Source organism: bacterium (genome assembly GCA_023150945.1).
Taxonomy (GTDB): Bacteria; Zhuqueibacterota; Zhuqueibacteria; order Zhuqueibacterales; family Zhuqueibacteraceae; genus Coneutiohabitans.
The window spans coordinates 199,131-225,790 of sequence record JAKLJX010000008.1; the positions used below are offsets into that span (position 1 = coordinate 199,131).

Below are 26,660 nucleotides of genomic sequence, written 5' to 3' on the forward strand. Positions count from 1 at the left end.
CCCGTTTGACGATTGTTACCTGTCCGGTTCAACCACTCCAAGCCGCCGGCAGCGGCCTGCGGATTCGCGCGGCAGATTTTTCCGCCGCAATCCTTTCGGTCGTTTTACTGCCCGCTCGGCAACGCCGGCACCTCCGCCAGGGCCGGCGGCGGTTTCAGGGCGTTGTAGAGAATCGCGCCGGTTGCTGTCAGTGCCGTGGCGCCCGCCGGCAACAGCCAACTTTTGTTTTTCGACCAATAGGAAGGCACTTCGAGAAACTGCCATTTTTCCTTGAATTCGATTTTGCCCAGCTTTTCATCGAGATATTTCAGAATCGTCTCGACATTGTTGGCGGTGGAAAAACTGCCCGCTTGCAACTCGGTTTTGAGATTGATGCCCACGACTTCGCCGTTCTTGTTGAACAACGGGCCGCCACTGTCGGAACTCATGAGTAAGCCAGGAGCCTCCGTGCCGACAAAAACCAGCGAGTCTCCCGCCATGAACGAATTGATCACAACGCCAATACCCGGCAGAATCGCCTGCTGCCAATTTCGCCCGCCATTCCTGCTGAAGTAAATGCTGTTCTGTTGCGTTACGACCAACAGCGTGCCGTTGGCATACGCAAACAGATTGTCTTTGACCGCGCCTAATCCGGCAAAACTGAGGGAAGACCAGGTAGCGCCGGCGTCGATGCTTTTGTAAGGCGAGCCGTCGCGCAGCACATAGAGCGTGTCTTCCACGTTGAACAGCAATGCAATGCGATTTCCGGGTCTCGGCAATTTTTGCCAAGTCAGTCCGGCGTCTTGGCTGAACAGCACGCCTTCACTGGAGGCGGCAAAGATGGTGTCACTGGCCCAGGCTTGCAGGCGGGCAAAGCCATTGATGCGAACCGACAATGCGGCCCTCGGGCCGTGGGTTTCCCAAAAGCCCGAGGTTTGCGCCATGCCGCTCACACTTGAAATCGCCAGCAGCGTCGCAGCGGCAAGAAACAACTTGACAGGGATGACAGTTTTCATCGTGATTGCAGAGGTTCAAATTCACTTGATATACAACATCTTTTTCGTCGCCTGAAACTTTTGTTCGCCGGTAATGTCGAGGCGATAAAAATACACGCCCGAACCCAGGCTTTTCATGTCCGTCACCAGTTCATAATATCCCGGTTCGCGAGATTTGTTTTCTTCCAAAACCAGAACCTGCCGTCCCATCATATCGAAAACCTTCAGCGTCACCCTTCCCGCCACCGGCAGTTGATAGCGAATCGTGGTGCTGGGATTGAAGGGATTGGGATAGTTTTGATGCAACGCGAAACTCGTAGGCACGCCGAGCATGCCTTCGGTGTGTTTGTTGATGAAGAAATCGCTGCCGGCAAGGATGACGAGATTTTTCACTCCCGCGTCGGGAATGCGAACGGCAAGCGCGGATTCTTGGCGCAGATCGTAAATGATTTTCGACGTTTCATCGAGCAGCAAAATATGCTGATTCTCCGGAACGCTTTCCAAATTCGCAAAGTTGAGCTGCACGGCATGCGTCGGTTCGCCTTTGACCGCGATTTCCCAGCGATGGCCTTCGCCGGCAACCGGGCGAACATCCGCCGCCAATTCAACCGGCGTGTCCCAATCCGCATGCGGAAATGTGAGGTTCACGCCTGCGAGTAGGAAAGGCGGCTTGAACCAATCGTGTTTATCCAGAGCCTCCTTTGCTTCTTTTCTCACACCAAAATAATTGACTTCATCTGAAGCTTCCCGGCTCGTCGCAATGATTTGCACCAGCCATTCATTTTCGCCGAGCGTAGCTAAAAAGTCGGTGGGCTTTGCAATCGCAATAGTCTCTCCGAGGGAACTGTTGGTCGAGGAATTTTGCGTCACACGATTCTCAGCAAGAGCATTTGCAGGCTTGCTGAACTGCATGCGCGCATTTTCTTTTCTATGGGATTTCTGCTTCTGCGTGCGGACTTTATCATCCTGATTCACGGCAAAGAGATCGGGCAATTGCATTTTCATGATTTCATCAGTAGCCTTCTTTTCAGAAGAAAGCAGATGCACGCTTGCAGACAATACGGGCTCAATCAAATCACCTGGTGGCACAGAAACCTTTCCCACGGGCTTAAAGGGATCATTAGCATTCGAAAAGATGATCGTATCCGCTTGCGCCGCGCGCACGAACAGTCCACTCCAAGCTTCGAGCGCCAGATCTGGGGCCGTCTGGGGATTTTTCCAATTGCCGTCGTAAAGCCAAATCTGTCCGGCAACCGCTTCATCATTCAAGCGCGTGCTATCACTTCTAAACATCAACTGGCCCAGCGTCAAGCGCGTGTTGTAGGGATTGCCGATCAGCGTCCAATCGTTGGCGCGCAATTGCCAGCCCCGAATTTTACCGGTGACGCCGTCCGACGTCGGCGCGGTATCGCCGGCCATCTTGTTGGTCAGCGGACCGCCGTCGCGACGAATCATGAAGTAACCCGCGCCGGTTTGCAGTGGAATGCTCTCGCCTTCCTGCCATTGGCCGTTGCCTTGATAGGCATAAAAACGCCATTTGCCACGGCGGCCATAATCCCCGAGATCTTTAAAAAGAACTTTGGCTGGCGGTGAATTCTGCAAATTCATTGGCGCAGACACCATACGGTAGGAACCAGCGCCAGTGCCGGCAGGCAAGCTGTTAGAATTTCCCAGCTCGCCCTCATTGAGATTGACCGGCAACGAAACAAAGTCAAGCGCATTGCTGCGCAGCGAATCGACATTGCCGGCGCGGTCGGCCACGATAATGCGATAATCGAAACCACTATTGCTGATGAATTCACCGGGAACCTCGATATCGGAGGCGCCATCAGTGTCTTCAAAAAAAGTGAATGATCGTCTCGGATCCCACTGCTGGCCCGGCCGGCGCAACCGAAATGTGATGCTTTCGATATTCGGTTCGGTTACGGAGAATGATACGGTTACCGGCTGCCCCACCTTCGCGCCTGAGGGCGGCGTATGCGAGTCAAACTGCGGTTTGGTCTGATCGAGAGTGATGTCCCAGGAGAGAACTTCCGACAGATTCCACGAATGATCGCGCACTTGGGCATAAATGGTTTTAACGCCTTCGCCTCCAGATTTGATGGTGAAGTTCGGCTCCGTGAAATCGATATTATCATTGTACGCAATCCAAGTCGTGTCGCTGAAATCCGGAGTCTCGGAAACGCGCATGAAATCGGGAGCCCGGTCAGAGCCATCTGCGAGTGGGTCAAAAGCGAATATAAAAAAACGGACATCGCGTGAATTGGTATAATCGGGATTCTCGAAGCGTTTGCCGCCACCGACATCGAAATATTCCAGCTTCGGATTGATGACGTCGAGTTTTTGCGTGAACACGCCCTCGAAGGTTGAAAGAACGAGTTGTTTCGTCCCCGGCATGTGTATGATGTTTCTCGTGTTCAAATCCGTCAGGCCGGTATTCAAGGGGAACCATTGTGAAAGATCGAACTTCTCACTTCGGAAAACGCCATGGCCGTCGGTCGCAACGTAAGCCACGCTGTCGAGCGCGATGATCTTCCAAATATCTTTATCGTCCATACGAACATGATCAATGCTCTCTTCATCGACTGCAAACCAATCGGCGCCGTCGGCGGAATAGAACAGGCCCTGATCGTCCGAAGTGATTCCAGGCAGGCCGCCGGAGCCTGCGAGCAGCAAGTCATCATTGCCAATAACTTGAAACTGCGAGATGCGTGAACCTTGTTCATCACGAAACGGAACGTTTGCTTTTTGCCAGTTAGTCAATCCGTCCGCGCTGAAGTAAATGCCTTCTCCATCCGTGCCGACGTAAACGTTCTCATCAAAGTATGCCAGCGCCGTGACGGTTTTTCTGGCCAGCTCGCCTTCGACAAGATTCCAAGTATTCCCATCAGCGCTGAAGTAAAGCCCTGCGGCGCCGAATCGCGCGCCGGCCCAAAATCCGTCATTCTCGACCTCCATCATTACCAACACCTCACCGGAATTGATTTCCAAAATCCTCTCCCAATCGCCACCGCTATTGCCGCCCTTGGTTCTATAGATGCCCTTATCGGTTGCGGCATAGATGGTTTCTTCATCTTGAGACTCGAGCAGTTGATAAACCAGCACACTATCAACCCCAGTTTGTTCCCACTGCAAACCATCGCGGCTGCGCCATATGCCTATGGCACGGTCCTGACTGTCGGGATACTCTGAGCCAAGTAAGAACCAATCTTGGTCGAAGTGATAAATCAAACTCGAGATTGGCGCTGTAAATGGCGTGACGGCAGGCGTCCAGGATTGCCCGCCATCTAGACTGCGGTAGACGCCGGCGCCGGCGCCATAAGCGAGCAACATTCTCTCATTTGAAACATTTACTCCTCCGGTGGCGATGTGAGTTGGCTGAGGCGACGTGGGAAACCAAACCGGTGCGCCGGTGGGGGCGCGGAACAGGCCGTTGACGAGCGTACCAGCGTACGTATCTTCACCACCGGCATTCGCGGCAAATGCCGTGATATGTGTTCCGGCGATCGGTGGCTCCGCCGGCACCCACGCGGCATTGTTCAGACCGTCGGTTTTGTCGATGTCCACAACTCGTATAACGCCGTCGCTTTCCGTGCCGACAAACAAATATGGCGTGTCAGGATGCAAATCCGAAATGAGTTTGGTAATGGGGGATTCTGTTTGATTCAAACGATTCCACGCCTCACCGTTGATTGAAGTATATACTTCATCTCGTTGATCACCGTCCTGCAGCGACAACGCCAAAAGGGAATCAGGGAAAATCGTCGTGAGGTTTCGGACACTCCCCAGATTCAACGGCACACCATCGGTTCTGACGGCGTTGGTCCATGCGATATTTTGATCAGAGGTATAAAACAGACCGTTCGCTTGCGTTCCGGCAATAATCGTGTCACGATAAAAAAGCATTGATTCGATTCGGTTGCCCGGTAAAGAGTACGTCCAATTTTCCCCGCCATCTTCGCTGATGAAAACGCCATGCTCTTGCGGCTCATTGGCCAGGAAAGCGCCGCGATTTGGCAGCGTGCCGCCGGTGCCGGCATAAATTTTCGAAGCAGAAACAGCCAGGCTGGTTACAATTCTGCCTTCCATTGCGGGGATAGCTTGCCAGCTTCTGCCGTCGTCCGTGCTGGTAAACAGGCCAAACGCGTCTTCAATAATATCTTCATTGAACGCAAGCTTCAAACCGCCGGCAAAGAGCGCCTCACCGTTGCTCGCGATTGCCAGCGCGGTTTTATCGGCCATGCCGCCTTCGGCGCGGTGCCAGCTTTCACCTTTATCCCAGGAATAATAGAGTCCGGAGTCATCAGAATGGTCGAAATTGACCACAGAGACAAAAAGAATATCATTTACTTCGAACAACGTCATGACATTGACGTCATTGAGCTGTTGCTCATCGGCCAATACCCAGGAAACTCCGCCGTCCGTCGAACGGAACAAACCCGTGGCAATGTTTGCGCCCGGCCCGCGCGTGCCAAGATGCAATAAAAGGTTGGTTTGTAAGTCGGCCATTATTCCAGTAACCTCGGCATTGAACTGCGGGCCATTGGTTTGCCACACGCCGGGCGCAGTGGTAACTTGTCCTAACGCGGGTTGCAAGAACCAACCGAACAGCAAAGTCAGAAAAATTCTCAAAGAAAAAGCATGAGATTTCGTCTTCATTTCGATTCACTCCGTATTAGTCCATTGCAAATGGAGCATAAGCCAAAAAAGTGTCCCAGCAGATAGAAATAACCCAGCGGATGTAAAAGCGGTTTTATCAGTTGGGTCGTATCAATCCACTGGCGATCTTTTTGTTTATGGTTCGCAAGGATCCCGCCTCGCCTCACTGTCCGCTGGGCAACCCCGGCACCTCGGCGAGCGCCTCCGGCGGTTTTAGAGCATTGTACAAGACAGCGCCGGCTGCCGTGAGCGTGGTAGCGCCCGCCGGCAACAGCCAACTTTTGTTTTTCGACCAATACGAAGGCACTTCGAGAAACTGCCATTTTTCCTTGAATTCGATTTTGCCCAGCTTCTCATCGAGATATTTCAGAATCGTCTCGACATTGTTGGCGGTGGAAAAATTTCCTTCTTGCAACTCGGTTTTGAGATTGATGCCTACAATTTCACCGTTCTTGTTGAACAACGGGCCGCCACTGTCGCCGCTTTCCAGCGAGAGGTCGGTTTGAACGAACTGCCCTTCTAAATTCTCGCCGCGGATGTATCCGGTTTTGGATTGAAAATAGTCGCCGACCTGCTGCGCGCGGCCGACATTCGCAATGGCTTCGGTCGAATCCACAAATCCTTTTTTGAATTTTTGAAAATCTTTGGTGCTCCAAAAGAACACCGGCTTAACCGGCGGGCAATTCTCTTCAACCATGACGATGGCCAAATCCAGCGCTGCCTCCTCGCTGCCCGGCATGGTTTTGCCGATGATGCCGCTTTCTTCATAGCCGGCAATCTCGAGGCTGAACTCCGTAGCGCCTTCCACCACATGATTGGCGGTCAGGAAATAGCCAACGTTTTGTTTGTCACGGGCAACAAAAAAACCAGTACCCGGCTTCGAGGTTTCGAGCGTTGCGGAGCTGGCGCGAACTTTTTCAATGGCGTATTGCGAAGGGTAGACTTCGTTCCAGGTGGGAAAAAGATCCAATTTCTCCGCGGCAAACGTGCGCGCCGCGAATTGCAGCAGCTCGGCAATGGCAATCGCGTGATGCGTGCCGTCGGCGTTTGGGCGCGCAATCATGCCGAGCACTTTGCCCTCACCGTCGAAAACCGGCATGCCTGCAAAAGTCTCGACCGCAAGGCCGGAGACGGTAAAGGCTTTGTCATCATCTTGAAACGCAACAAAGCTGGCGCGCTGCAAATCCTGAAACGATTGCGCCTCCCCCAATGTCCACAGTGGCGTGTTTTGCGCCTTGCGCAGATCAGGATGCTTGGTGATCGGGATCAAATCTTTCGTTGAAGTTTTAATACGGTAAAGCGCGACGCCCAGATTGTCGTCCGATTGTAGTCGTTCGGCGTCGAATTCCTTGGTTTTGCCGTCCAGCGCGGTGAATCGAACCTTGACTTCGAGTCCGACCGCAAGCTGATTGAGAGCGAGCATGTAAACGAACTGCTTGCTGCGCGCACCGGCGACGTAGAGTCCGTAGGAGGAATTCTGTCCGTCGCTCAACAGCGCGAAGCTGTCTTTTACTTTTGGCAAAATTTCCGCGGCAGTTTTTTCTTGTGCGAAGGCCGCAGGCAGTTGTGTTAAAAGACAAAAGATCGCGAGTAGAATGAATTTTTTGGGCATGATCGTTCTCCTCATGTCGAGTTGGCTGATGGGCCGCAATCTTGAAAAATGTATCCATCTTCGCCCTGTCATCCGGCAGGGATATTGTGAAGCTCCAGGTAAGGCAGCCAAGGACTTCACAAGATTCGCCTGAATGACAAATCGAAAGAGAGATAGAGATAACAGCCCACTAGTAAACGTGGGAATCCAGCAAGAAGCAAGTAGATGAAGCCAGTTTCGACCCAGCAGATTTTCCAGCGGATCGAGACAACCCAACTGATAAAGAGATTTGCATCGGTTGGGTTGCTTCTATCAGTTGGCTAAATTTTTTGAAGCGCATTCTGCTAATTTCACGCTTTAGAACAGATGAATATTATAGCTAAACTCCCGGCCGCCGTGCTCTTTCACTTTCAAAAGCAGCGTCTTCACATTCGCGGCAAGGGGCAGTTCCACTGCAAACGGCACGTCGGAAACAAGTTTCTGATCCTCCCAGACCTTGTCCGGCTTGCCAGGATCAGCGGAAAAGAGCGACACCGTCACTGTCATATTTTTGTCGGGAACCAGCTTGGCTTTGGCAACCAGCTTCTTGCTGGCGGCATCGGGTTTGTGAAAGCAAATCGGAAAGTAAATGTCCTGCGTGCCTTTGCGCGCCGAGGCGATGCCGTCGAGCTGGTCAAGCGGCAAGTTGATTTCAGTCAGGATTTTCGCGGGCCAGGAAAAGACGTTCCAATCCTTGCTGAAGGAAGGATTTCTCGGCTCCATAAAGTACTCTTTTTCAAGATTGAAAATGGAAAGCTTGATGTCGCTGGTTGCGGTCGAAAAAAAGTGCACGGAGACGTTTCCTCCCGCAGCGCTCGCCGGCGCATTCTGCCCCTCGCTGAGCACCAGAGACGTCAGCGCCACTGTTCCCGATACCGGTTTCCATTTTTTGGTCTTGATGCCTTCGAAACGGTTGCCATCGCGCAGCTTGTAGAGATGCTCGCGTTGGATTTGGGCTTCGGCGTTGCCAAACAATACAGCGCACAAGATCACCAGGCTAAAGATTCTTGTGGCTGCGACAGGCGAAAATGGTTTCATGGTTTACCTCCGTTTGTCAATAAGCCAGTTCGTTGCAGAAAATTTCTGACACAGACTTCTCACACACTTACTCCAGTTATTCAAATTCGCGCAATCTATGAACCTCCGCCGTCTTCAGCCACGCGGCGATGCCCGCCGGGGTTTGCCACAGCCGCGCCGTGCCGTCGGCGGAAGCGGTAATTATTTGCCGGCCGTCGTTCGAGAAAACGGCAGAGTAAACCGGGCCTTCGTGTTGAAACGTCATCAGCGTGTCGCCGGTGATTGACCACAACCTGGCGGTAACATCATCCGAAGCGGTAAGAATATGACGGCCATCCAATGAAAAACGCGCAGAATATAGCCCTCCTTCATGCGGATACGTCACGATCAATTTGCCGTCGGTTGACCACAACCGGGCAGTGTTGTCCCACGAGGCGGTGAGCACCTGGTTGCCGTCAGGAGAAAACGCAACTTTCCAAACCCGCTCGGCATCGTGTCGAAACGTTGCCAAACGCTTGCCCTCGAGGGACCAAAGCTGCGCGGTGGAATCTTCGGAAGCGGTCAAGATGCGGCGACCATCGGGCGAAAAGACTGCAGCCCACACTTCGCCCTCATGCCGAAAGCTTCCGATCATTTTCCCTTCCAACGACCACAGCCGGGCCGTGGAATCGTCCGAAGCGGTGAGGACCCGGCGGCCATCGGGAGAAAAAGCAACGGAATAAACCGGACCGGCATGTGGAATGGTCGCCAACAAGCCTCGCTCTCTCGACCACAACCTCGCTGTGTCATCCAACGAAGCCGTAAGAAATTGATCGCCCTTGGGTGAAAAGACGGCGGAATAGACTGTGCCTTCATGTTGAAATCTCGCCAGCATGCCACCCTGCAATGACCACAAGCGCGCGGTTTTGTCGCGTGAAGCCGTGAGAATTAAATCGCCCTCCGGTGAGAAAATGGCCGTCTGCACTTCCGCCTCATGCGGCAACGTCGCCTGCAATTCTCCTTCTGCAGACCACAGCCGAGCATTGAAATCTCCTGAGGCCGTCAGAATGTGTTCGCCGGTCGGTGAAAAAATCGTGGTATTGACTTCACCATCGTGTTGCAACGTGATCAAATCAGTCTTTGCGGCCGGCCACAGACGCGCGGTGCGATCTCGAGACGCGGTGAGAATGTGGCTTTCATCTGCAGAAAAAACGGCTGCATTGACGGCGCCATCGTGTTGCAACGTGGCGATCAACTCACCATCTTTCGACCAGAATCTGGCAGTACTGTCGCGTGAGGCCGTGAGAATGCGGCTGCCGTCTGGCGAACTCATCGCGGAAAATACCGGGCCGCGATGCTCGAATGTCTTCCGCAAATCTCCATTTATCGACCAGATTCTCGCAGTGCCATCGTCGGAGGCGGTGAGGATCGCATCATCATTTGCTAGAAACAATGCAGATCTAACCGAGCCATCGTGTTGAAATCTTTTTTGCAGATTGCCGCTTGCCGACCACAGACGCGCGGTATCGTCATCCGAGACCGTGAGAACAAATTTGTCGTCGGGAGAATTTACCGCCGTATAAACCGGGCCGCGATGCTGAAACGTGATCGCGGTGCCATCGTTGATCGACCAACGTCGGGCGGTGTTGTCGCTCGACGTTGACAGAATCCAATTTTCATCGTTGGAGAAAACCGCCGACAGCACCGCGCCCTGGTGCCGAAAGGCTGTAATCAAACCACCGGACTTTGACCAAAGCCGAACCGAATCATCATCACAAGCGGTGAGTATGCGCGTGCCATCACGTGAAAAACGGATGGTGTTCACATTGTTAGCGTGCTGGTAAGTTCTCACGCTGTCTCCATTCACCAACCATAAACGCGCCGTGGCGTCGTCTGAAGCCGTAAGAATTTCATTGCCCTCCGGTGAAAAGATGGCGGCGTTGACCTCATACTCGTGCGGAAATTTTGCTCGCAACTCGCCGGCGGCCGACCATAGCCGGGCGGTATCATCACGGCAAGTCGTCAGAATTTGGCTGCCGTCCGGTGAGAAAACCGCTGTGGTCACTTCGCTGCCGTGCAACAGGCGACTCGCATAAAATTGCCGCTGCTCGAAGCGAGTTTGATAAAATATCTTCAACAAAGCCTTTTCTGCGGAAGTGGTGGGATGCAACTCATACGCGGCTGCGGCGAGACGCAGTGCTTGCGCGCGGTCGCTTGGGAACCTCTCGTCCGCTTCTTTGGCGAGCAGATTGCTTTGCGCCACTGTGGCTTGCAACTCGGCGCGATTTTTTTGCTTCACGCTCTCGCGCCACTGCCACACCGCAAATCCCGCGAATAGAACAATCGCCGCCACCAAAACTCTGCGAATCTGGCGATTGCGCCGGCGCTCACGTTCAAGTTCTTCGCGGCGGCGGCGGCTGATTTCGAGCAGCTTTTTCTCGTTATCCGATAAGTTCCGCATACCCGCCAATCCCTGCTCGACGATGCGCAGATCCATCTCATCCAGCCAGACCTCGTCGTCCGGGACACGGATTTCTCGAATCTTGTTGCTCAAGATGCGCGCGGCGCGCTGCCCGGGTTTGTCGGAAGTGTTGTATTGCTTGATGACTTCGGAGGCCAGCGTGTCATGCGTCAAACTGGTGGCCTCCTGGCCCTGCTGGGCTTCGGTCAACAGATAAAGATCCTTGCATTTGGCGACCAAAGCTTCGATGATTTGCTGGCGATGTTCATAGGTTCGGCGCAAGGTTTCCAGCGTGCTGCTGTCGGCGGCGCCGTGGCTGGACGTGTGAAAATAGAGAAAGTCCAACGCCAAGCCGGAATCGACGATCTCCTGCTGCCAATGGCGCAACTCCTTCATCTGCTGCTCAAAAAACTCCCTCATCCCAATGCCGTCCTTCTTGAGCTGCTGGTACTGCGCCACGGCAAAATGGGGCGCTTCCGCATTTTCATTACTGGCGACGTTCCACAGCTTGGTCAGCACAATTTGCAGCACGGGCGCCACCGAGGAATCTTTATCTTCCAAAAGATGATCGGCGATCATCACCGGCAACTCCTCATCGACGGTGAGATGGTAGCGCTTTTTCAAGGCCGGCGTTTGCGTGACCCCCTGAAAAATATCGAGAATATCCTTGCGCGTGAGCGTTTCCAAAAACACAGTGGAGCGCGGCAGCAGAAACGTGCGAAAACGCGCTTCGATTTCGGCATGATACTCTTTGCGATAACTCAAAATCATCTTGCCTGTGGGACGCAACGCCGGCGAGCTGAAGATGATGCGCAGCGCCAGCATGAAATCGTCCAATTCGTAGGGAAGTTCCGAATTGGGCCGGGTGAAATGTTCTTCCACTTGATCGAGAATCACCAGCAGCGGCTTGTTGGTGTGCGCCTCGATCACCAGCCATTTTTCCAGGAAGGTCAGAATATCCTCATCAATCAGCACCGCGGTATCCTGCCCGGCTTCTTCGGATAGCGGTGTCGTCAACGTGTGCTGCGCCTGCGTGTCGGTTTTGAAAACCAGTAAACGCGCAATAAACGCTTCGATTTCCTGTTTCACCGGCTCCGGTGAGGTGGCGGCTGCCGCTTCAAGCTCGCGAATGATTTTATCAATGATTTGACCGGGGTGTGCGTCCGCGGCCCCAGCGGGTTGCGCCTCGCTCTTCTCCGGCGGCAACGCCAATCCAGCCAACTGGGGTATCCGCGTAAGTTCGTCTTGGGGAATCTTGGCCAGCTCGCGCTGCAACGCTGCGCCCAGGGTGTGAATCAATCCCTTCTGCGCGTGGCGCCGCGCATAGACCACGGTGTAATCCGTTTCCAAGCGCGGATAGAGACCGGCCTCCAGCAATGAAGATTTGCCCACGCCCGATTGCCCATAGAGCAGAATGATGGGATCGGCATGCGGATCGTTGACGCGGTTGCACAGCGCTCGCACATAATAGGAACGGCCAAAGAAGATTTCCGCGTGCGGCCGTTCGTAGCGCCGCAGAAACAGAAACGGTGATTCCGGCAGATCATGGGTTTTGGGTATCTCCGGCAGGCCAAAGAGAGGATTGCCCACGGCTTCCGGCAGGCTCCACTCCTTGATTTGCTCCGCGCCGTTGCGATAGTAGATCTCCCACGGGAAGCGATCGGAAGTTTCCGCCTGGCCCTGCCAGTGCAGCGCACGAGTGTTGCCGGCGCCTTTCTCGATCTTGATTTGATCGACTGCCTCGACCCAGGCGCGATCAATTCCAAGTCCGGCGGCCATGCCTTGATAGAAACGCACCGACAATTTGGTGGCAACGCCGTCATCGATTTTCTGTGACGTGCCGACCACGGCCGGCAATCCCGCTGCGATCAAATCCAGCGCTTGCTGCTGCGAGCAGCAGCCGTTCAAGAAAATGAGTTGCAGGCCTTTTTGCCTGGCAAGAAACGAAACCAGGCCTTCACTATGCGCCGTCGCGTGCTCACCGGTCAGCGACTCCAGTAGCAGTTCGTAGCTGCCGGCGTGGCCGCCGTAATGAAAAACGGCGATGCGATCCTGATATTCTTGGAACACATCGAGAATGTTTTCGACCGTGGTGTTGGAGCGCTCAACGACTTCGCACAACTCCGCCTGCCGGGCTTTTTGCAGCGCTTTGCGAATGCCGTCCAGCTCGAGGGGCAGGTTGCGCAAATAGGCGCCGCCTTCGGTGCGGTCTTGGGCAAAGGCGAGAAAGATCACCGGCTTCGCGGGGGATTCGATCATGAGGTTGTTCTGCTGGGCTGAACCAGTGGGGCCGGATCTACCATTGCGCTGCGGAGCACGCGGCACCTGCCGGCCCGCTTGGGAAAAATGTGGGCGTCTCTCAAACGACTGGCCTTTCCTGTTTCTTCCCCTGGCTCCGGGTTGATCTTTGGGGGTGGCATATCCCGGCTTTGGGCTGGGGCACTATAATGAATCTTGCAAGAATATGCAAACGAATCGCGAAAAAAATCCCGGCGCCACAAAACGGCCGCCTGAGAAGGTTGCGGGGACTGACGCCACGCCATGAGTCGCCCGAAGTCAAAATAGAATTCTCAAGTTTCCGCAGACATTACCATTTGGGATAAGACGATTGAACCTGCAGCCGGTGTGATTTCCGTATTGCCTGAAAAGAGAACCCTGGCAAGACAGGATGAAAGGCCAGTGGTCTGTTATCTGAATTCGTGGAAGTGGCCTCGCGAGATGTCCTTCAGCCGAATCCCATGAAATACTCGTGCTGTTCCCCAGTCTCCATGAAATCCTCACAGGATGACAATAAGAGCAGATCTGTTTTTCATGGTAACAGGGCACCAGTTTGGGGCTGTGACTTGTTCCGTACCACAGCCAGGTTTTGAGTCAAGGGTTTCAATCACTGTTGCGAGCGCGATTTTCGACACTCGCTCATCGAAGAAAATTGAAAGTCACGCCCGACTCGGGTCTGAATGGTTTTGCCTGGAGTTTTTCCCAGTGTCGCCCGAGGGCTTCAGCTTTCACTGGTTTGAAAACAAGCGGAGAGCCTCTGTCCGAATTCCATGGCCAGACGAGCAGCCCCAAGGCGTGAAATGCAAAAGCGAAGGGCAACGATCGGGAATGGAAAAAACGGCCTTGCCTGCCGGCGGCGCGCCTGTGCGGTGGGATTGACAGCCACGTTCCTGCCGCTTGTTACGCTTCATTCCAAAACCACGCCATTTCATTGCAATGAAACGTTACGCGCTGTAATCGAGGCGCGTGGCAAGACAGAGGCTTGCACCGATAACTCAAACATCAACATGCACCGCCGGCAGGTGCAACTGCGCCGTGCGCGTTGGCATCGCGGTTGCTTTGCGAACGGGCGTGAACCACGAAACCCGAGGACGCCATGATTGACTATCCCAAACTCGCCGAGCAGGAAGCCGATACCCGCCGCCCGGGAAACCGCGAGCAGCGCATTGCTTACGTGGTGACACGGTTTCCCAAGTTGTCGGAAACCTTTGTAGCGCGCGAAGTGCTGGCCTTGCAGCAGCACGGCGCAGTTGTCGAGTGCTTTTCGATTCACCGGCCGTTGCCGGAGCCGCTTCCCGCTGACATGCAGGAACTGGCCGCGGCCACGACTCATCTCTGGCCGCCGCAGCCGCTGGCTTTGCTGGCGGCGATCGCCGGTTTCCTCACCCGCACACCCGCCCGTTTCCTGCAAACGCTGGCGCTGTTTTGGCGGCAGGCGCCGGCCACGTTTGCCGGACGCAAGCGTTTCCTGCTGCACTTTTTTGAGGGCGTCTATCTGGCGCATTTGTGCCGGCAGCGCGGCGTGCGCTACCTGCATGCGCATTTCGCCAACGGGCCTTCCAGCGTGGCCATGGCCGCCAGCGCACTCAGCGGCATTCCCTTCGGCTTCACCAGCCATGCGCAGGACATCTATTCCGATCCGCTCATGCTGGATCTGAAAATCGCGGCAGCGGCCCTGCCCCTCACCATTTCGGAATACAATCGCAAGCACATGCTCGCGAACTACGAAGTGGCATATCCCGCCAAGCTGCGCGTACAGCGCGTGGCCGTGGACGTGACGCAATTCACTCCGGCGACGGTTGCCATGCCCAGCCTGCGGCCGCCGCTGGTGGTGGCGATCGGCCGGTTGGTCGCGAAAAAGGGATTCATTCATCTGGTGCGGGCCTGCAGCCGGCTGGCGCAGTCGGGCGTCAATTTCCGCTGTTGGATCGTCGGCGAGGGGCCGGAACGCGCGGCGTTGCAGGCGGAAATTGCAGCACTGGGGCTGCAGTCGCGCATTCGCCTGCTGGGCGCGCAACCCAACGTGCGCAAGTTTCTCGCACGCGCGGAAGTCTTCGTGATGCCCTGCGTGCAGGATGCCGATGGCGATCGCGACGGCATTCCCACCACGCTGATGGAAGCGATGGCGATGCGCGTGCCGGTCATCTCCACCGAGATCTCCGGCATTCCGGAATTGGTGCAGCACGAGGCCACCGGTTTGCTCGCGCCGCCGGAGGATCCGGAAGCGCTGGCGCGCGCCATGGCGCGGTTGCTGGCGGACGAGGCCTTGCGCGCGCGGCTTGCTGCCGCCGGCCGGCGCTGGATCGAGCAATACCACAATCTGGAAAGCAACAGCCGGCGTTTGTGGCAGTGGATCCAACACCGCATGCTGCAAGCCGAAGCGGCAGAAGACCGCCGCGGGCCGCATCATCCTGCCGGCGCCGCAGCAACGCCCACGCGGCCTGACCGGCGGCGCGCGCCACTGTTTGCCGATCAATTCCAAATCATGTTTGCCTGAGCCGCCACCGGCCGGCTTGAGTCAGAGGAGAAATGAAAATGCTCGGAACCTATGCCATCATCTCGCCGGTGCGCAACGAGGCGAAATATCTGCCGCGCACCATCGCTGCCATGGTGCAGCAGCAGCACCGGCCGCAGGAGTGGATCATCGTCGACGACGGCTCCAGCGATGACACCGTTGCCCTGGCGCAAGCTGCCGCAGCACAGCATGCCTGGATCAAGGTGGTGCGCCGCAGCGACCGCGGCTACCGCGAGCCTGGCCGGGGCGTGGTCGAAGCCTTCAACGAAGGCCTGACGCACTTGTCGTGCAAGACGCCCGACTTCATCTGCAAGATGGACGGTGATCTCGAGTTCGGCCCCGGCTACTTTGCCATGCTGCTGCGCGAATTTGCGCGGCGGCCGCGGCTGGGCATGGCCAGCGGCACCACGTATTTGTGCGGCCCCACCGGCAAGCTGATCGCGGAAAAAGTCGCGCCCGATTTCGTCGTCGGCCCGATCAAGCTCTATCGTCGCGCCTGCTTTGAAGCGATTGGCGGATTGGAGCCGCATCTCGGTTGGGACACGATCGACGTCTACCGCGCCCGCATGCACGGCTGGGAAACGGCGAACTATCCCGAGCTGATCGTCATTCATCTCCGCCAAATGGGCACCGCCAAAGGCATTGTTTGGGGCAAAATGAAAACCGGCATGGGCGATTACTATTACGGCTCGCATCCCTTGTTCGTGCTGGCGCGCTGCCTTTATCGCATGAGCGAGCCGCCCTACGGCGTCATCGGCTGCGCCATCGGCTGGGGCTATCTGCGCTCGCTGCTGCGGCGCGAGGCGCGCCTCGCGGATCCGGCATTCATTCGGTATTTGCGTGCCGATCAGATGGCGCGTTTGCGCGCCCTGTTTCTGCCCTGGAAGCGGCCGCTGCGATCACAGCAATCCCAACTGGCAGCCCAACCGGCGTGACAGTATAAGAATGCAATTTCGGAACTTCGAAAACCTGGAACTTTGGAGCGCAACATGAAAGTCGAGATTCTTGGCATCTCCGTTGATCGCGTCGGCATGGCCGAAACCCTGGCGCGCGTGGAGCAATTCATCACCGAGCGCAAACCGCGCCTGGTGATCACCCCCAACGTCGATCATCTCATCAAAACCCGCAAGGATAGAGAGTTCAAGCGCATCTATGACAAGGCGGATTTGGCGGTGCCGGACGGCGTGCCGCTGTTGTGGGCGGCGCGCTTCTTGGGTACGCCGCTGGTCGAGCGCGTCAACGGCACGGACTTGTTCGAAGCACTCTGCGGCCGCGCGGCGGAGCGGGGTTACAAAGTCTTCTTTCTCGGTGCGGCACCGGGCGTGGCCGCCAAAGCCGCGGCGGTTCTGCGCCAACGCCATCCCAAACTGCAAGTGGCCGGCACCTATTCCCCGCCCTTCGATTTCTTCAGTGATTTCGCGGAGAATCAGCAGATCGAAAACATGATTCGCGCCGCGCAACCCGACATTCTCTTCGTCGGGCTGGGTGCGCCCAAGCAGGAGAAGTGGATTCATCGGCATATCGCCCGGCTGGGCGTGCCGGTCAGCATCGGCATTGGCGCTTCGTTCGAGTATGTTGCGGGCCTCACGCGCCGCGCCCCGCGTTGGATGCAACGCACCGGCCTGGAGTGGCTGCACCGCGTGCTCGAAAGCCCGGGCCGCTATTGGAGACGCTACCTCCTCGAAGATCTCGCCTTCTTCCCGCTGGTGGTGGCGCAGCGCATGCGCCTGGCGTTGCGCCGGCAGGTGCCGCGTCCGGCTTATTGACGCAGGCGCTCGCGGCCCTGCCGCGAGCGAGCCGGCATATCGCTCTCAGCCTGCCAATGGGATCGCAGCAAAACCGGACAATGGTGCCATCTGCAAACAGCTCCCTCATCCCACACAGCCAAGGCCGGGGTGGATTTGACTATCGCCCCGGCCTGTCTTTCTGGCCGCATGGAATTCCTCCCGCCCGCCTGGTTGCGGGCAAGCGCGGCTGATCCGCGCCGCCCTCATCTTCTGCCGTGCGAAAACACCGCCTCCCGCTTTCCACGAAAACAGTTGCCGCTCTGGCGGGAATTTGTATTTTGTGCCATGCCGAATGTTCTTGCGGTTGCATGACGGGTCGCGCAGCAATCGATCAAATTGTGGAGCGAAATCCTATGCTGAAACATCTGCCCTTGCGTCATCCCCAGCCGGATGCGAAAAAATGTATTGCGGTACTGATGGGGCGCGTGCCGCAATCGCGGCCTCCGCTGGTGGAGTACATCGTCGATGACGTCGTGATGCGGCCGATCGTGACGGAGCTGCTCGGCCGGACCTGGGTGCCGGAAGCGGCGGAGCGAGCGGCGCAACAAGCTTATTTGGATAATTTGATCGTATTTTGGCACCGCCTGGGCTATGACTTCATCCGCATTGAACGCAACCTGCCGCTGCCGACGCACCAAATGTACATTCCCGATGCCGCGCCGGCTTCGGACAAAATCCGCGCCTGGCCGGATGAGCACCAGGGCGCGATTCGAACCTGGGAAGACTTCGAGCGCTATCCCTGGCCCACGGTGGCGGAGATGGATTTTTTTCCCTTCGAACACATCAATGCGCATCTGCCCGAGGGCATGGGCATGATTGTCTCGCATGGCGGCGGCGTGTTCGAACACTTGTCCTGGATCATGTCGCTGGAAGGGCTTTGCCATGCGCTCTATGAAGCGCCGGATTTGGTCAAGGCGATTGCCGACCGCCTCGGCCAGTTGATGGTGGGATTCTATGAACAGGTACTCGGCCTCGAGCGCCTGATTGCAATCTTCCCCGGCGATGACATGGGGTTTCGCACCGCCACGCTGGTTTCGCCGCAAACGCTGCGGGAGCTGATTCTGCCCTGGCACAAACGCTTTGCGGCCATGGCACATGCCCGGGGACTGCCCTATTTTCTACATTCCTGCGGCCAGCTCGAAAAAATCATGTCCGACTTGATTGAAGAGGTGGGCATCGATGGCAAGCATTCGTTCGAGGATTTGATCATTCCGGTGCAGGATTTTCAGGCGCGCTACGGCGATCGCATCGCGGTGTTGGGCGGCATGGATGTCAACCGGCTGGCCGGCGACTCGCCGCAGGAAGTGCGCCGGCATGCCCGCTTTCTGATTGAAACCTGTGGCCGCCGCGGCCGCTATGCGCTCGGCTCGGGGAATTCCATTCCCAGCTATGTGCCGCCGGAAAACTATCTCGCCATGCTCGATGAGCTTTTCGAAGTCGCTTGACGCGGCGACGGCGGCCAAGCACAGACGCCGCGTGGCTTTTCACGACCGCGGCGAGCCGGGCTTCATTCCTCGTCATCGAGGTAGGGAAGACCAACAACACCGCGAAGTGATCAATGCTGTCGCCGCACAACTCCACCGGCCGCACCGTTCTTCAGCGCCACCGCGCCGCAAGAAAGCGGAGTTTTTCCACCGCTTGAAAACTCTCCCCGCCTTCGTGATGGTTGTAAGGCCAAACCTTGATCTGCTTCGCGCCCGCATAGTGATTGTAGGCGGCAAACACCGTGGAGGGCGGGCAAATCTCATCCATCAATCCCACGGAAAAAAGCGCCGGGCTGGCTGCCCGCACCGCGAAATTGAGGCCATCGAAATAAGACAATGTCCGAAACACGGCTTCGCTTTGGTCGCGATGCACCTGGCAGAACTTGGCGATTTCCTGATAGGGAAAAGTATCCACGATTTCGGTGGCGCGGCGAAAGTGGCAGAGAAAAGGAACATCCGGCATCACCGCGGCCAGGCCGGGTACCAGTCCCGCCACCGCCAGCGCGATGCCGCCGCCCTGGCTGCCGCCGGTGACTGCCAGACGTGATCCGTCAATCGCGGGATGCGAGGCTGCAGCTTCGACCGCCCGCACGGCATCGGTGAAAAGGCGGCGATAGTAGTAGTTGTGCGGAGCGAGTATACCGCGCGTCAGGAAGCCGGGATGGTGGGGATTTGAGCCTGCTGGTTCGAGATCAGGCGTATCGCCTTTGCGCCAGACGCTGCCCTGGCCGCGCGTGTCCATGATGAAATGCGCATAGCCGGCATTACTCCACAACAGCCAATCGAGCGGCAAGCCACGGCCGCCGCCATAGCCGATGTACTCGACCACGCACGGCAAAGCCGCGCTGCGTTCGCGCGGCAACATCAGCCAGCCCTTGATCGGCTGCCCGCCAAATCCGTTGAACGTCACATCGTATGTTTCAACCAAACGCAAGCCGGAGTCGACCGGATCGAACGTGGCGTGCAGTGGAAAGCGCTGCGCTTGCAGCAGCGTTTCCTGCCAGAAAGCCTCGAAGTCAGGCGGCTCGCTGCGCTCCGGCCGGTAGATTTGAAGCTGATCGAGAGGCAAATCGAAGAACATGAGAAACTCCCACCACCGGGAATAGACACTCCACCCTCACCGTGCGCAGCCAAGCAGCGGCGCGTGGGTTTGTCGACCACGCAGGTTGCAGCGCTTTCGCTTTGGGCGAAACAAACGGCCTCGCCGCCTCACAGCCCCAGGGCTTTGGCCGCGGCTTCGTACTCTTCCGGCCGGACATAGATGATGTAGCCGTAGCTGCCCCTGCCGTCGGAAACGCCGTTGGAAGCATAAATGTTGATGTTGGCTTCGTACAGCTTCTCGTGCACTTCGGCGAGCGCGCCCAGTTTATCATCGCCCTGCGCCAACAGAGCGCGATGCGGGCCGTCCAGGCCGAAGCCGGCTTTGCGCGCGGCATCCATGAACTGCGGGGTGTGCTCGGGAAAGAGGGTGAGTTGGGTGCGCATCGGGCCGGTGGGAATCGCGGAAAAGGCGAGCAAATTGACGCCTAACTCCGCAAGCTGGGAGAGCAGTTTGTAGGCCTCGCCCGGCTGATCTTTGACCGTCGCGTAGAGGTAATCAACGCGTCTGATACTGAAGGACATGGCTCAAACTCCTGAAAGGGTTTCACGGAACAACCTGGTCGGCAGGAATCTACAAAAAGCCGCACAATGAAGCATGCGTTTTTTTCCGCTGCGGCTGTGCTCACTGCACCGCAAAGACCGCGCGCGCCGGCTCGGGCATGCCGAGTTGCACGCCGCGCGCGCCCGGCGAACAACCGCCGACGGTCAGCCGGAACTGGCCGGGTTCCAGTCTCTGCTCGCCGGCCTCGTCCACCAGCATCATGTGTTCCGGCGTGATGGTGAAGGTCAGGGTCTTGCTTTCGCTCGCTGCCAGCGCGACCCGCTGAAAGCCGATCAGCTTATGCTGCGGCACGGTCACCGTTGCCTGCAAATCGCTCAAGTAGAATTGCACCACTTCTTCGCCCGGCCGGTTGCCGGTGTTGGTCACCGTGATTTGCAGCGGCAAGGACTCGCCGGGAGCAATGCGTGCGCGTGGCAGCCGCAGATCGTGATAGGCAAATTGCGTGTAGCTCAGGCCATAGCCAAAGGGATAGAGCGGCGCGGCGGTCAGATAGCGATAAGTGCGGCCCGGCATGCGGTAATCCTCGAATGCCGGCAACTGCGCCAGCGACCGCGGAAAAGTGATCGGCAGCCGGCCCGAGGGTGAAGCGTCGCCGAACAGAATCTCAGCCACGGCCTGGCCGCCGGCCTCACCGGGATACCACACAAACAAGATGGCCTGCACCCAATTCTCAACTTCCCCCAAAATGATCGGGCTGCCGCCGTGCAAAATGAGCACGATCTTCGCGCCCCGGCTTGACAATTTGCGGAGAAATTCGACTTGAACCGGCGGCAGCGCAAGATCCAACCGGTCACCGCGATCCGGTGAAAGAATCGCTTCGCCCTCTTCGCCCTCCAGCAGCGGCGAAAGGCCCAAACATGCGACCACGACTTCGTTGGCCGCCGGCGTGTAAAAGGCCCAATCCTGCGGATTCACGCTGGGCGCGTGCAACTGGGTGCCCACGAGATAGGTCACGCGCATGCCTTCCGGCGCCCGTCCGGCAATGCCTTCAAGAATGGTGGTGAGGTTGTCATTCAATCCAAAATAATTGCCCAGCAGCGCATCGACACTCGCCGCGTTCTGGCCGGTCACCAGAATCTTGCGCGTGTCCGGCCGGATCGGCAAAAGCTGGTCTTGATTTTTGAGCAGCACGATCGCTTTGCGCGCCGCCTCCAGCGCCAGGCTGCGGTGTTCCGCGCTGCCGATCACGCTGGGTGGAATGGCGGTATAGGGCACCATTTCCGGCGGATCGAACAGGCCGAGCTTGAACCGCGTGCGCAGTGTGCGCGCCAGCGCGCGATCGAGATCCGCTTCAGCCAGCAAACCGCGATCAATGGCCTCGCCGATTTTGTCGTAGGTCACGCCGCAGCTCAGGTCGCAGCCGGCCTGGAGCGCCAGCGCCGCAGTTTCCACCGGGCCTGGCGTGAAGCGATGGCGGGCATGGATGTCTTCCAGCGCCCAACAATCGGACACGACGTGACCCTCGAATTGCCACTGGCCGCGCAGAATTTCCACCAGCAGCCGTTGACTGGCACAGCACGGCTCGCCGTTCACGCGATTGTATGCCGCCATCACTGCCTCGACGCCGGCTTCCGTCACCAGTTTTTTGAACGCAGGCAAATAAGTGTCGTGCAAGTCGCGCAACGACACTCGGGCATCGAAATGGTGGCGGTCTTTCTCCGGACCGCTGTGCACCGCAAAATGCTTGGCGCATGCTGCGGCTTTGAGATAGCGGGGATGATTGCCCTGCAAGCCGCGCACAAACGCGGCACCCAGTTCGCCGGTGAGAAAGGGATCTTCGCCATAGGTTTCCTGGCCGCGGCCCCAGCGCGGATCGCGAAAGAGGTTGATGTTCGGCGACCAAAACGTGAGGCCTTGATACTGGCCGGTAAAACCGCGGCGCCGCACCGTTTCGTGAAATTTGGCGCGGGCTTCATCGCCGATGGCGGCTGCGACCCGCTGCAGCAAGTCTACGTCCCACGTGGCCGCCAAGCCGATGGCTTGCGGAAACACGGTGGCGCGGCCGTTGCGCGCGACGCCGTGCAAAGCTTCACTCCAATAGTTGTAGGCGGGAATGCCGAGGCGCGGCACTGCCGGTGCCTCATGCAGCATCTGACTGATCTTTTCGGCGCGCGTCATGCGGGAGAGCAAATCCTGCACGCGCTCGGCCAGCGGACGCGCCGGATCGAGATAAGGAGGAGAGTCTGTCATCATTGCTTGGCCCTGGCAAAAGGCGATGAGCGGCAGGAGCAGCACAAGCAGCGCCGGAAGCAGGCCGGGGCAGCGGAGAAAGTGGCGGCGCATCTTTCAAGCTCCGGCATAAGTTCGCAGCAAGGTGGCGCCAGTTACGGCCGTCACGGCAAATTCGCCCAGGGCCGCGGGCAGCAACGTGAAACGCACGGCAGCGAGCGTCATGCGATTGATGCGGACCTCTCCCGCAATCACGCCCCAGATTTCCAGACTCTCGCCGTTGCAGGCGCCGGTGAAAGTCGCACCCGCGGCCATCTGCACGCGCTCGGTCACGAAGTATTGATTCGCACACAACCGCCAGCGCCGCACGCCCTTCTGCTCCGCAACCAGCTCAGGTGGCCGCAGGCCCGGCTCGACTTGCGCGAAGTTGATCACGGCCATCGCCTTTTCGAGGTGCAATGGCCGCGGCCGGCCATCGTCTCCGACGCGGTTCCAATCATACACACGATAGGTGGTGTCGGAATTCTGCTGAATTTCCGCGATCAGCAGACCGCTCATGATCGCATGCAGCGAGCCGGCCGGCACGCAGATGTGATCGCCCGCCTTGACCGGCAGCCGGTGCAGGAACGGCTCCAGCCGGCCGGATTCGACTGCCTGGCGAAACGCCGCGGGCGTGGTGCCGGCTTTGACACCCAGGATCAACTCGGCGTTAGGCGCGGCCTGCAACACGACCCACATCTCGGTTTTGCCAAGCTCGTTGCCCTCGTGCGTGCGCGCGAAATCATCGCTGGGATGCACCTGCACCGAGAGCGGGAGATTGGCATCCAACAATTTGATGAGCAGGGGAAACTTCTGCCGCGCCTGCGCCCAGGCACAATTGCGGCCGATCAAATCCAGGCCCAGCTCGGCATGCAGATCGGTGAGCAAACGGCCGGCGCAAGGGCCGTTGTCAACGGCGGTCACGCCGTTTTGATGTCCGGAGATTTCCCAGCTTTCGGCGACCACGCCGTGCGGCGGCAGGATGCGCCCCAGCCGTTCGAGATTCCGGCCGCCCCAGAGATAATGTTTCAACACGGGAGTAAAGGTCAGAGGATAAAGGGAGTCTGCCATACGCTGCAATCCTCAAGAAGAAATGGTGCAAAATCAAAAACCCCATTGCCGCCGGGAAGATAGCAAATGGGATTTTCATTTCAGAGAGGATTTTCAGCGGTGTCTGTCTTCCTTCGACCGCTGCGCGCGAGTTGTCCGGGTTGGGGGTTTTGTAAATTGCCAGGCGATGTGCCTGGGTCTTCGCGAGATCCTTTGCAGCATGTCTGCTCTTGGGTGGGCTGTACTTCTCACTGAAGAAACAAAGCTGTTCACGCAAAGCCGAAACGGTTCTGCGAAGAAGAACTTTGCGGGTTCTTTCCGTTTTGGCGGCTTGGCGTGAGGCTTTGCCTTTGGGTTCTGGCTCGTTCGAGTTATGCGTTCAGCTTTTTGGAAATCACAGCCATTTGAGCCACGGAGGCGCTGGGATCGCAGAGTTGCAGCATCAAAAAAACGCCGTCACCTCATTCCAGGTGGGCGAGCGGCGCGGCAAAGGCGTCAGTCAGCGACTTCACCTGCAGGCTGCGCTCGAAATCGGCCAGCGCGATCTTTCCCTCTGTTTGAAATTCGACGGTCACCGGCCGGCCCGGCACGAGATGAAAATAGTTGTCGGTGAAAAATCCCTCATGCTCATCCGCGGTGAGGAAGACATGGCTGGCAAATTGATCCGCGGCCAGCGTGATCTGGAAGCCGTTCGCTGTCGCAGTCACCTGCTTGCTGATTTGGGACGAGGGCAGGCGCAACTCCTTCACTGGCTTGAAGAGCAGCGTGTTCGCCGACAGGACTTCCCCGTTCGCAGCGTGCAGCTCGGCGAGCAGGAAAGCGCGCTGTTCCTCCCCGGCCGGCAGCCATTCATTCTTGTTGAAGGAGAAGTAGTTCGTGCTGCTCAAGGCTCTCACCCACACCGGCCTTTCTTCCTGCCGTAAAACCTTGCCGTTGAATTCGATCAGACTGAGATGCAGCGTCGCCGCCACCGGTGCGCGCTCGTCAGAGACGATATACACTTCAACCTTTGTGCTGTCATGATGTGGGCTGACCAGAATCGGACTGAAGAAGCGGCGGGCGAAGTAATGCAGCGCCTTCCACCGGCCGTAGTAGTCAAGCGAGGACCACGAGGCCACGGGCCAGCAGTCATCGATCTGCCAGTACAACGCGCCCATGCAGCGTGGCCGCAGCCGGCGCAGATGCTCGGTGCCGAGCTTGAGGCCTTCCGCCTGCACAATCTGGCTGACGTACAAAAATGAGGCGAAATCTGTGGGCTCGGGAAATTCGCGCAGCGTGTAGGTGCGAATCAATTCATTGCCGCGGCCGTGCTTCTGGTGGGTCACCATCACCGGCGAGGCCAGGTCATAGTCCTCCGGCAGCGCGAATTGCTTGATGGTTTTGAGCTGCGGGAAAGACTGGAAACCATATTCGCTCATGAAGCGCGGGGTCTGCTGCAGATAAGCGGCAAAAGGTTCGGCGCCGTGCCACACGCCCCAATAGTGCATGTCACCAGAGTTGGGCGAGCCGGGCCAGTCCTCCTGATTGTAGGAAGTGGGCGAACTGGGCCAGTAAGGCCGCGCGGGATCATACGTGGCGCACACTTTGGGCAACACGCCGTGGAAGATTTTCAAATAATCCTGCCATACGCTGTCCGGGCATTGCTGCTGCCAGCCCCAGCCCTTCCAGCCGGCTTCGACTTCGTTGTTGCCGCACCACAACACGAGGCTGGGATGATTGCGCAAGCGCTTGACCTGATGAATCGCTTCCTGCTCGAGGTTGGCCAGGTCCGCGGGCTGCGCCGGATACATCGAACAGGCGAACATGAAATCCTGCCATACCATGAGGCCCAGCTCATCGCACAGTTCATAGAATTTTTCGTTTTCATAGATGCCGCCGCCCCACACCCGCAGCATGTTCATGTTGGCCTCTTGCACGGCATGCAGCAACTTCGCATAGCGCGCGGCGTCGATGCGATTCAGGAAATTGTCGGCGGGAATCCAGTTGCCGCCCTTGGCAAAAACCGGCACGCCATTGACGACGAACTCGAAACTGCGGCCCCAGGCATCCGGTTGCTGCCATAATTCCACCGTGCGCAAGCCCACGCGGCGGGAGGCCTGGCCAACGTTTTTGCCGCCCGCCTGCAACTGTGCGTGAATCGTGTACAGCGGTTGCTCACCCATGCCGTTGGGCCACCACAGCCGCGGGTTCGCAATGGTGAAGTCGAGGCGATGCGTTTGCACGCCGGGGGTCAGCTCGCAGCGGACGGTTTGCGGCGGAAAAGCATTCTCCGCCGAGGCAATTCTGATCTCAGCTTGCTGCGGCCGCGTGGCATGAATCTCGACCGCGGCGGTGAGGCGTGCGCTCTTTTCGGTGAGTTGATTTTGGATGATTTGCAGATCAACGACGCGGGCTTCCTCCCACGCCTCCAACAGCACCGGCTGCCAAATCCCGCTGGTGACGAAGCGCGGGCCCCAATCCCATCCGAAATGATAAGGCGCCTTGCGGGTGTAGGGGCTGGTCTTCTCGCCGTGATCATTGACCGCGGGCAATTGATAACTCAACTGCGCCATGCGCGGCAACACTTCGTTGATGGGCGAGCGGAAATGCACGCGCAGGGTGTTTTCGCCGGCGCGCAGCAGGGATTTGCAGGCCACGCGCCATTCGCGGAACATGTTGTCGGCGCGCAGAATCAGCGAATCATTCAAAAAGACGTCGGCATAGGTATCCAATCCGGCAAACACGAGCTCGACGTTCTCGCGCTGGCGCAGGCCGGCGGCAACCGTGAAGCGGGTCTGATATTCCCAGTCGGTTTTACCGATCCACTGCAATGTGCTTTCGTTGTCGCGATAGAAGGGATCTGCAATCAAGCCCTGGCGCAACAAATCGGTGTGCACCTCGCCCGGCACCTGCGCGGGGTACCATTTCTCCTCACCGGCCTGGCGGAACTGCCAGCCTTGATCGAGTTTCATTTCGC

Annotated in this window: 14 protein-coding genes; 4 read left to right on the plus strand and 10 right to left on the minus strand. The window is 57.5% G+C overall.

Features of this window, described 5'->3' with window-relative positions; genetic code table 11:
• Positions 1-104: 104 nt before the first annotated feature.
• From L6R21_13005 to L6R21_13025, 5 genes are all read right to left on the minus strand, one after another.
• Positions 105-995: a hypothetical protein gene (locus tag L6R21_13005; protein ID MCK6560107.1), complete on the minus strand. Its 891-nt coding sequence runs from the start codon at positions 993-995 to the stop codon at positions 105-107.
• A 21-nt stretch (positions 996-1,016) separates the two neighbouring features.
• Positions 1,017-5,633, minus strand: coding sequence for a T9SS type A sorting domain-containing protein (locus tag L6R21_13010; GenBank protein ID MCK6560108.1), 4,617 nt, complete (start codon positions 5,631-5,633; stop codon positions 1,017-1,019).
• A 163-nt stretch (positions 5,634-5,796) separates the two neighbouring features.
• A complete protein-coding gene (locus L6R21_13015) occupies positions 5,797-7,245 on the minus strand; it encodes a serine protease (GenBank protein MCK6560109.1) in 1,449 nt (482 codons plus the stop codon).
• A gap of 336 nt (positions 7,246-7,581) precedes the next feature.
• On the minus strand, positions 7,582-8,301 hold the full coding sequence (locus L6R21_13020; protein MCK6560110.1) for a hypothetical protein: 720 nt from the start codon (positions 8,299-8,301) through the stop codon (positions 7,582-7,584).
• A 76-nt stretch (positions 8,302-8,377) separates the two neighbouring features.
• Complete coding sequence (locus tag L6R21_13025) at positions 8,378-12,979, minus strand: AAA family ATPase (GenBank protein MCK6560111.1); 4,602 nt, start codon at positions 12,977-12,979, stop codon at positions 8,378-8,380.
• A gap of 1,114 nt (positions 12,980-14,093) precedes the next feature.
• Here L6R21_13025 and L6R21_13030 point away from each other — a divergent pair.
• The 4 genes from L6R21_13030 (at position 14,094) to L6R21_13045 (ending at position 18,744) form a co-directional block, all read left to right on the plus strand.
• Positions 14,094-15,494, plus strand: a complete 1,401-nt coding sequence (locus L6R21_13030) for a glycosyltransferase (protein ID MCK6560112.1) — start codon at positions 14,094-14,096, stop codon at positions 15,492-15,494.
• A 38-nt stretch (positions 15,495-15,532) separates the two neighbouring features.
• Positions 15,533-16,447 carry a glycosyltransferase family 2 protein gene (locus L6R21_13035; GenBank protein MCK6560113.1) on the plus strand — a complete coding sequence of 305 codons (915 nt, stop codon included), beginning with the start codon at positions 15,533-15,535 and terminating at the stop codon, positions 16,445-16,447.
• Positions 16,448-16,501: 54 nt separating this feature from the next.
• Positions 16,502-17,278 carry a WecB/TagA/CpsF family glycosyltransferase gene (locus tag L6R21_13040; GenBank protein ID MCK6560114.1) on the plus strand — a complete coding sequence of 259 codons (777 nt, stop codon included), beginning with the start codon at positions 16,502-16,504 and terminating at the stop codon, positions 17,276-17,278.
• 374 nt (positions 17,279-17,652) lie between these two features.
• The gene (locus tag L6R21_13045; protein ID MCK6560115.1) at positions 17,653-18,744 is read left to right on the plus strand and encodes a hypothetical protein; all 1,092 of its coding nucleotides are present in this window, start codon (positions 17,653-17,655) and stop codon (positions 18,742-18,744) included.
• A gap of 151 nt (positions 18,745-18,895) precedes the next feature.
• Here the strand turns inward: L6R21_13045 and L6R21_13050 are convergent, their stop codons facing one another.
• The 5 genes from L6R21_13050 to L6R21_13070 all read right to left on the minus strand — a co-directional run bounded on the left by L6R21_13050 (position 18,896) and on the right by L6R21_13070 (position 26,655).
• Positions 18,896-19,864, minus strand: coding sequence for an acetylxylan esterase (locus tag L6R21_13050; GenBank protein MCK6560116.1), 969 nt, complete (start codon positions 19,862-19,864; stop codon positions 18,896-18,898).
• Positions 19,865-19,992: 128 nt separating this feature from the next.
• Positions 19,993-20,406, minus strand: coding sequence for a hypothetical protein (locus L6R21_13055; GenBank protein ID MCK6560117.1), 414 nt, complete (start codon positions 20,404-20,406; stop codon positions 19,993-19,995).
• Between the two features lie 100 nt (positions 20,407-20,506).
• The gene (locus L6R21_13060) at positions 20,507-22,729 is read right to left on the minus strand and encodes a glycoside hydrolase family 3 C-terminal domain-containing protein (protein MCK6560118.1); all 2,223 of its coding nucleotides are present in this window, start codon (positions 22,727-22,729) and stop codon (positions 20,507-20,509) included.
• Between the two features lie 3 nt (positions 22,730-22,732).
• Positions 22,733-23,725, minus strand: a complete 993-nt coding sequence (locus L6R21_13065) for a class I mannose-6-phosphate isomerase (protein ID MCK6560119.1) — start codon at positions 23,723-23,725, stop codon at positions 22,733-22,735.
• A 440-nt stretch (positions 23,726-24,165) separates the two neighbouring features.
• Positions 24,166-26,655, minus strand: a complete 2,490-nt coding sequence (locus L6R21_13070; GenBank protein ID MCK6560120.1) for a glycoside hydrolase family 2 protein — start codon at positions 26,653-26,655, stop codon at positions 24,166-24,168.
• Between the last annotated feature and the right edge of the window lie 5 nt (positions 26,656-26,660).

Bases quoted from the DNA above. Each gene is read 5' to 3' on its own strand.
- L6R21_13005 (MCK6560107.1), bottom strand. From the start codon at position 995: ATGAAAACTGTCATCCCTGTCAAGTTGTTTCTTGCCGCTGCGACGCTG.
- L6R21_13010 (MCK6560108.1), bottom strand. From the start codon at position 5,633: ATGAAGACGAAATCTCATGCTTTTTCTTTGAGAATTTTTCTGACTTTG.
- L6R21_13015 (MCK6560109.1), bottom strand. From the start codon at position 7,245: ATGCCCAAAAAATTCATTCTACTCGCGATCTTTTGTCTTTTAACACAA.
- L6R21_13020 (MCK6560110.1), bottom strand. From the start codon at position 8,301: ATGAAACCATTTTCGCCTGTCGCAGCCACAAGAATCTTTAGCCTGGTG.
- L6R21_13025 (MCK6560111.1), bottom strand. From the start codon at position 12,979: ATGATCGAATCCCCCGCGAAGCCGGTGATCTTTCTCGCCTTTGCCCAA.
- L6R21_13030 (MCK6560112.1), top strand. From the start codon at position 14,094: ATGATTGACTATCCCAAACTCGCCGAGCAGGAAGCCGATACCCGCCGC.
- L6R21_13035 (MCK6560113.1), top strand. From the start codon at position 15,533: ATGCTCGGAACCTATGCCATCATCTCGCCGGTGCGCAACGAGGCGAAA.
- L6R21_13040 (MCK6560114.1), top strand. From the start codon at position 16,502: ATGAAAGTCGAGATTCTTGGCATCTCCGTTGATCGCGTCGGCATGGCC.
- L6R21_13045 (MCK6560115.1), top strand. From the start codon at position 17,653: ATGCTGAAACATCTGCCCTTGCGTCATCCCCAGCCGGATGCGAAAAAA.
- L6R21_13050 (MCK6560116.1), bottom strand. From the start codon at position 19,864: ATGTTCTTCGATTTGCCTCTCGATCAGCTTCAAATCTACCGGCCGGAG.
- L6R21_13055 (MCK6560117.1), bottom strand. From the start codon at position 20,406: ATGTCCTTCAGTATCAGACGCGTTGATTACCTCTACGCGACGGTCAAA.
- L6R21_13060 (MCK6560118.1), bottom strand. From the start codon at position 22,729: ATGCGCCGCCACTTTCTCCGCTGCCCCGGCCTGCTTCCGGCGCTGCTT.
- L6R21_13065 (MCK6560119.1), bottom strand. From the start codon at position 23,725: ATGGCAGACTCCCTTTATCCTCTGACCTTTACTCCCGTGTTGAAACAT.
- L6R21_13070 (MCK6560120.1), bottom strand. From the start codon at position 26,655: ATGAAACTCGATCAAGGCTGGCAGTTCCGCCAGGCCGGTGAGGAGAAA.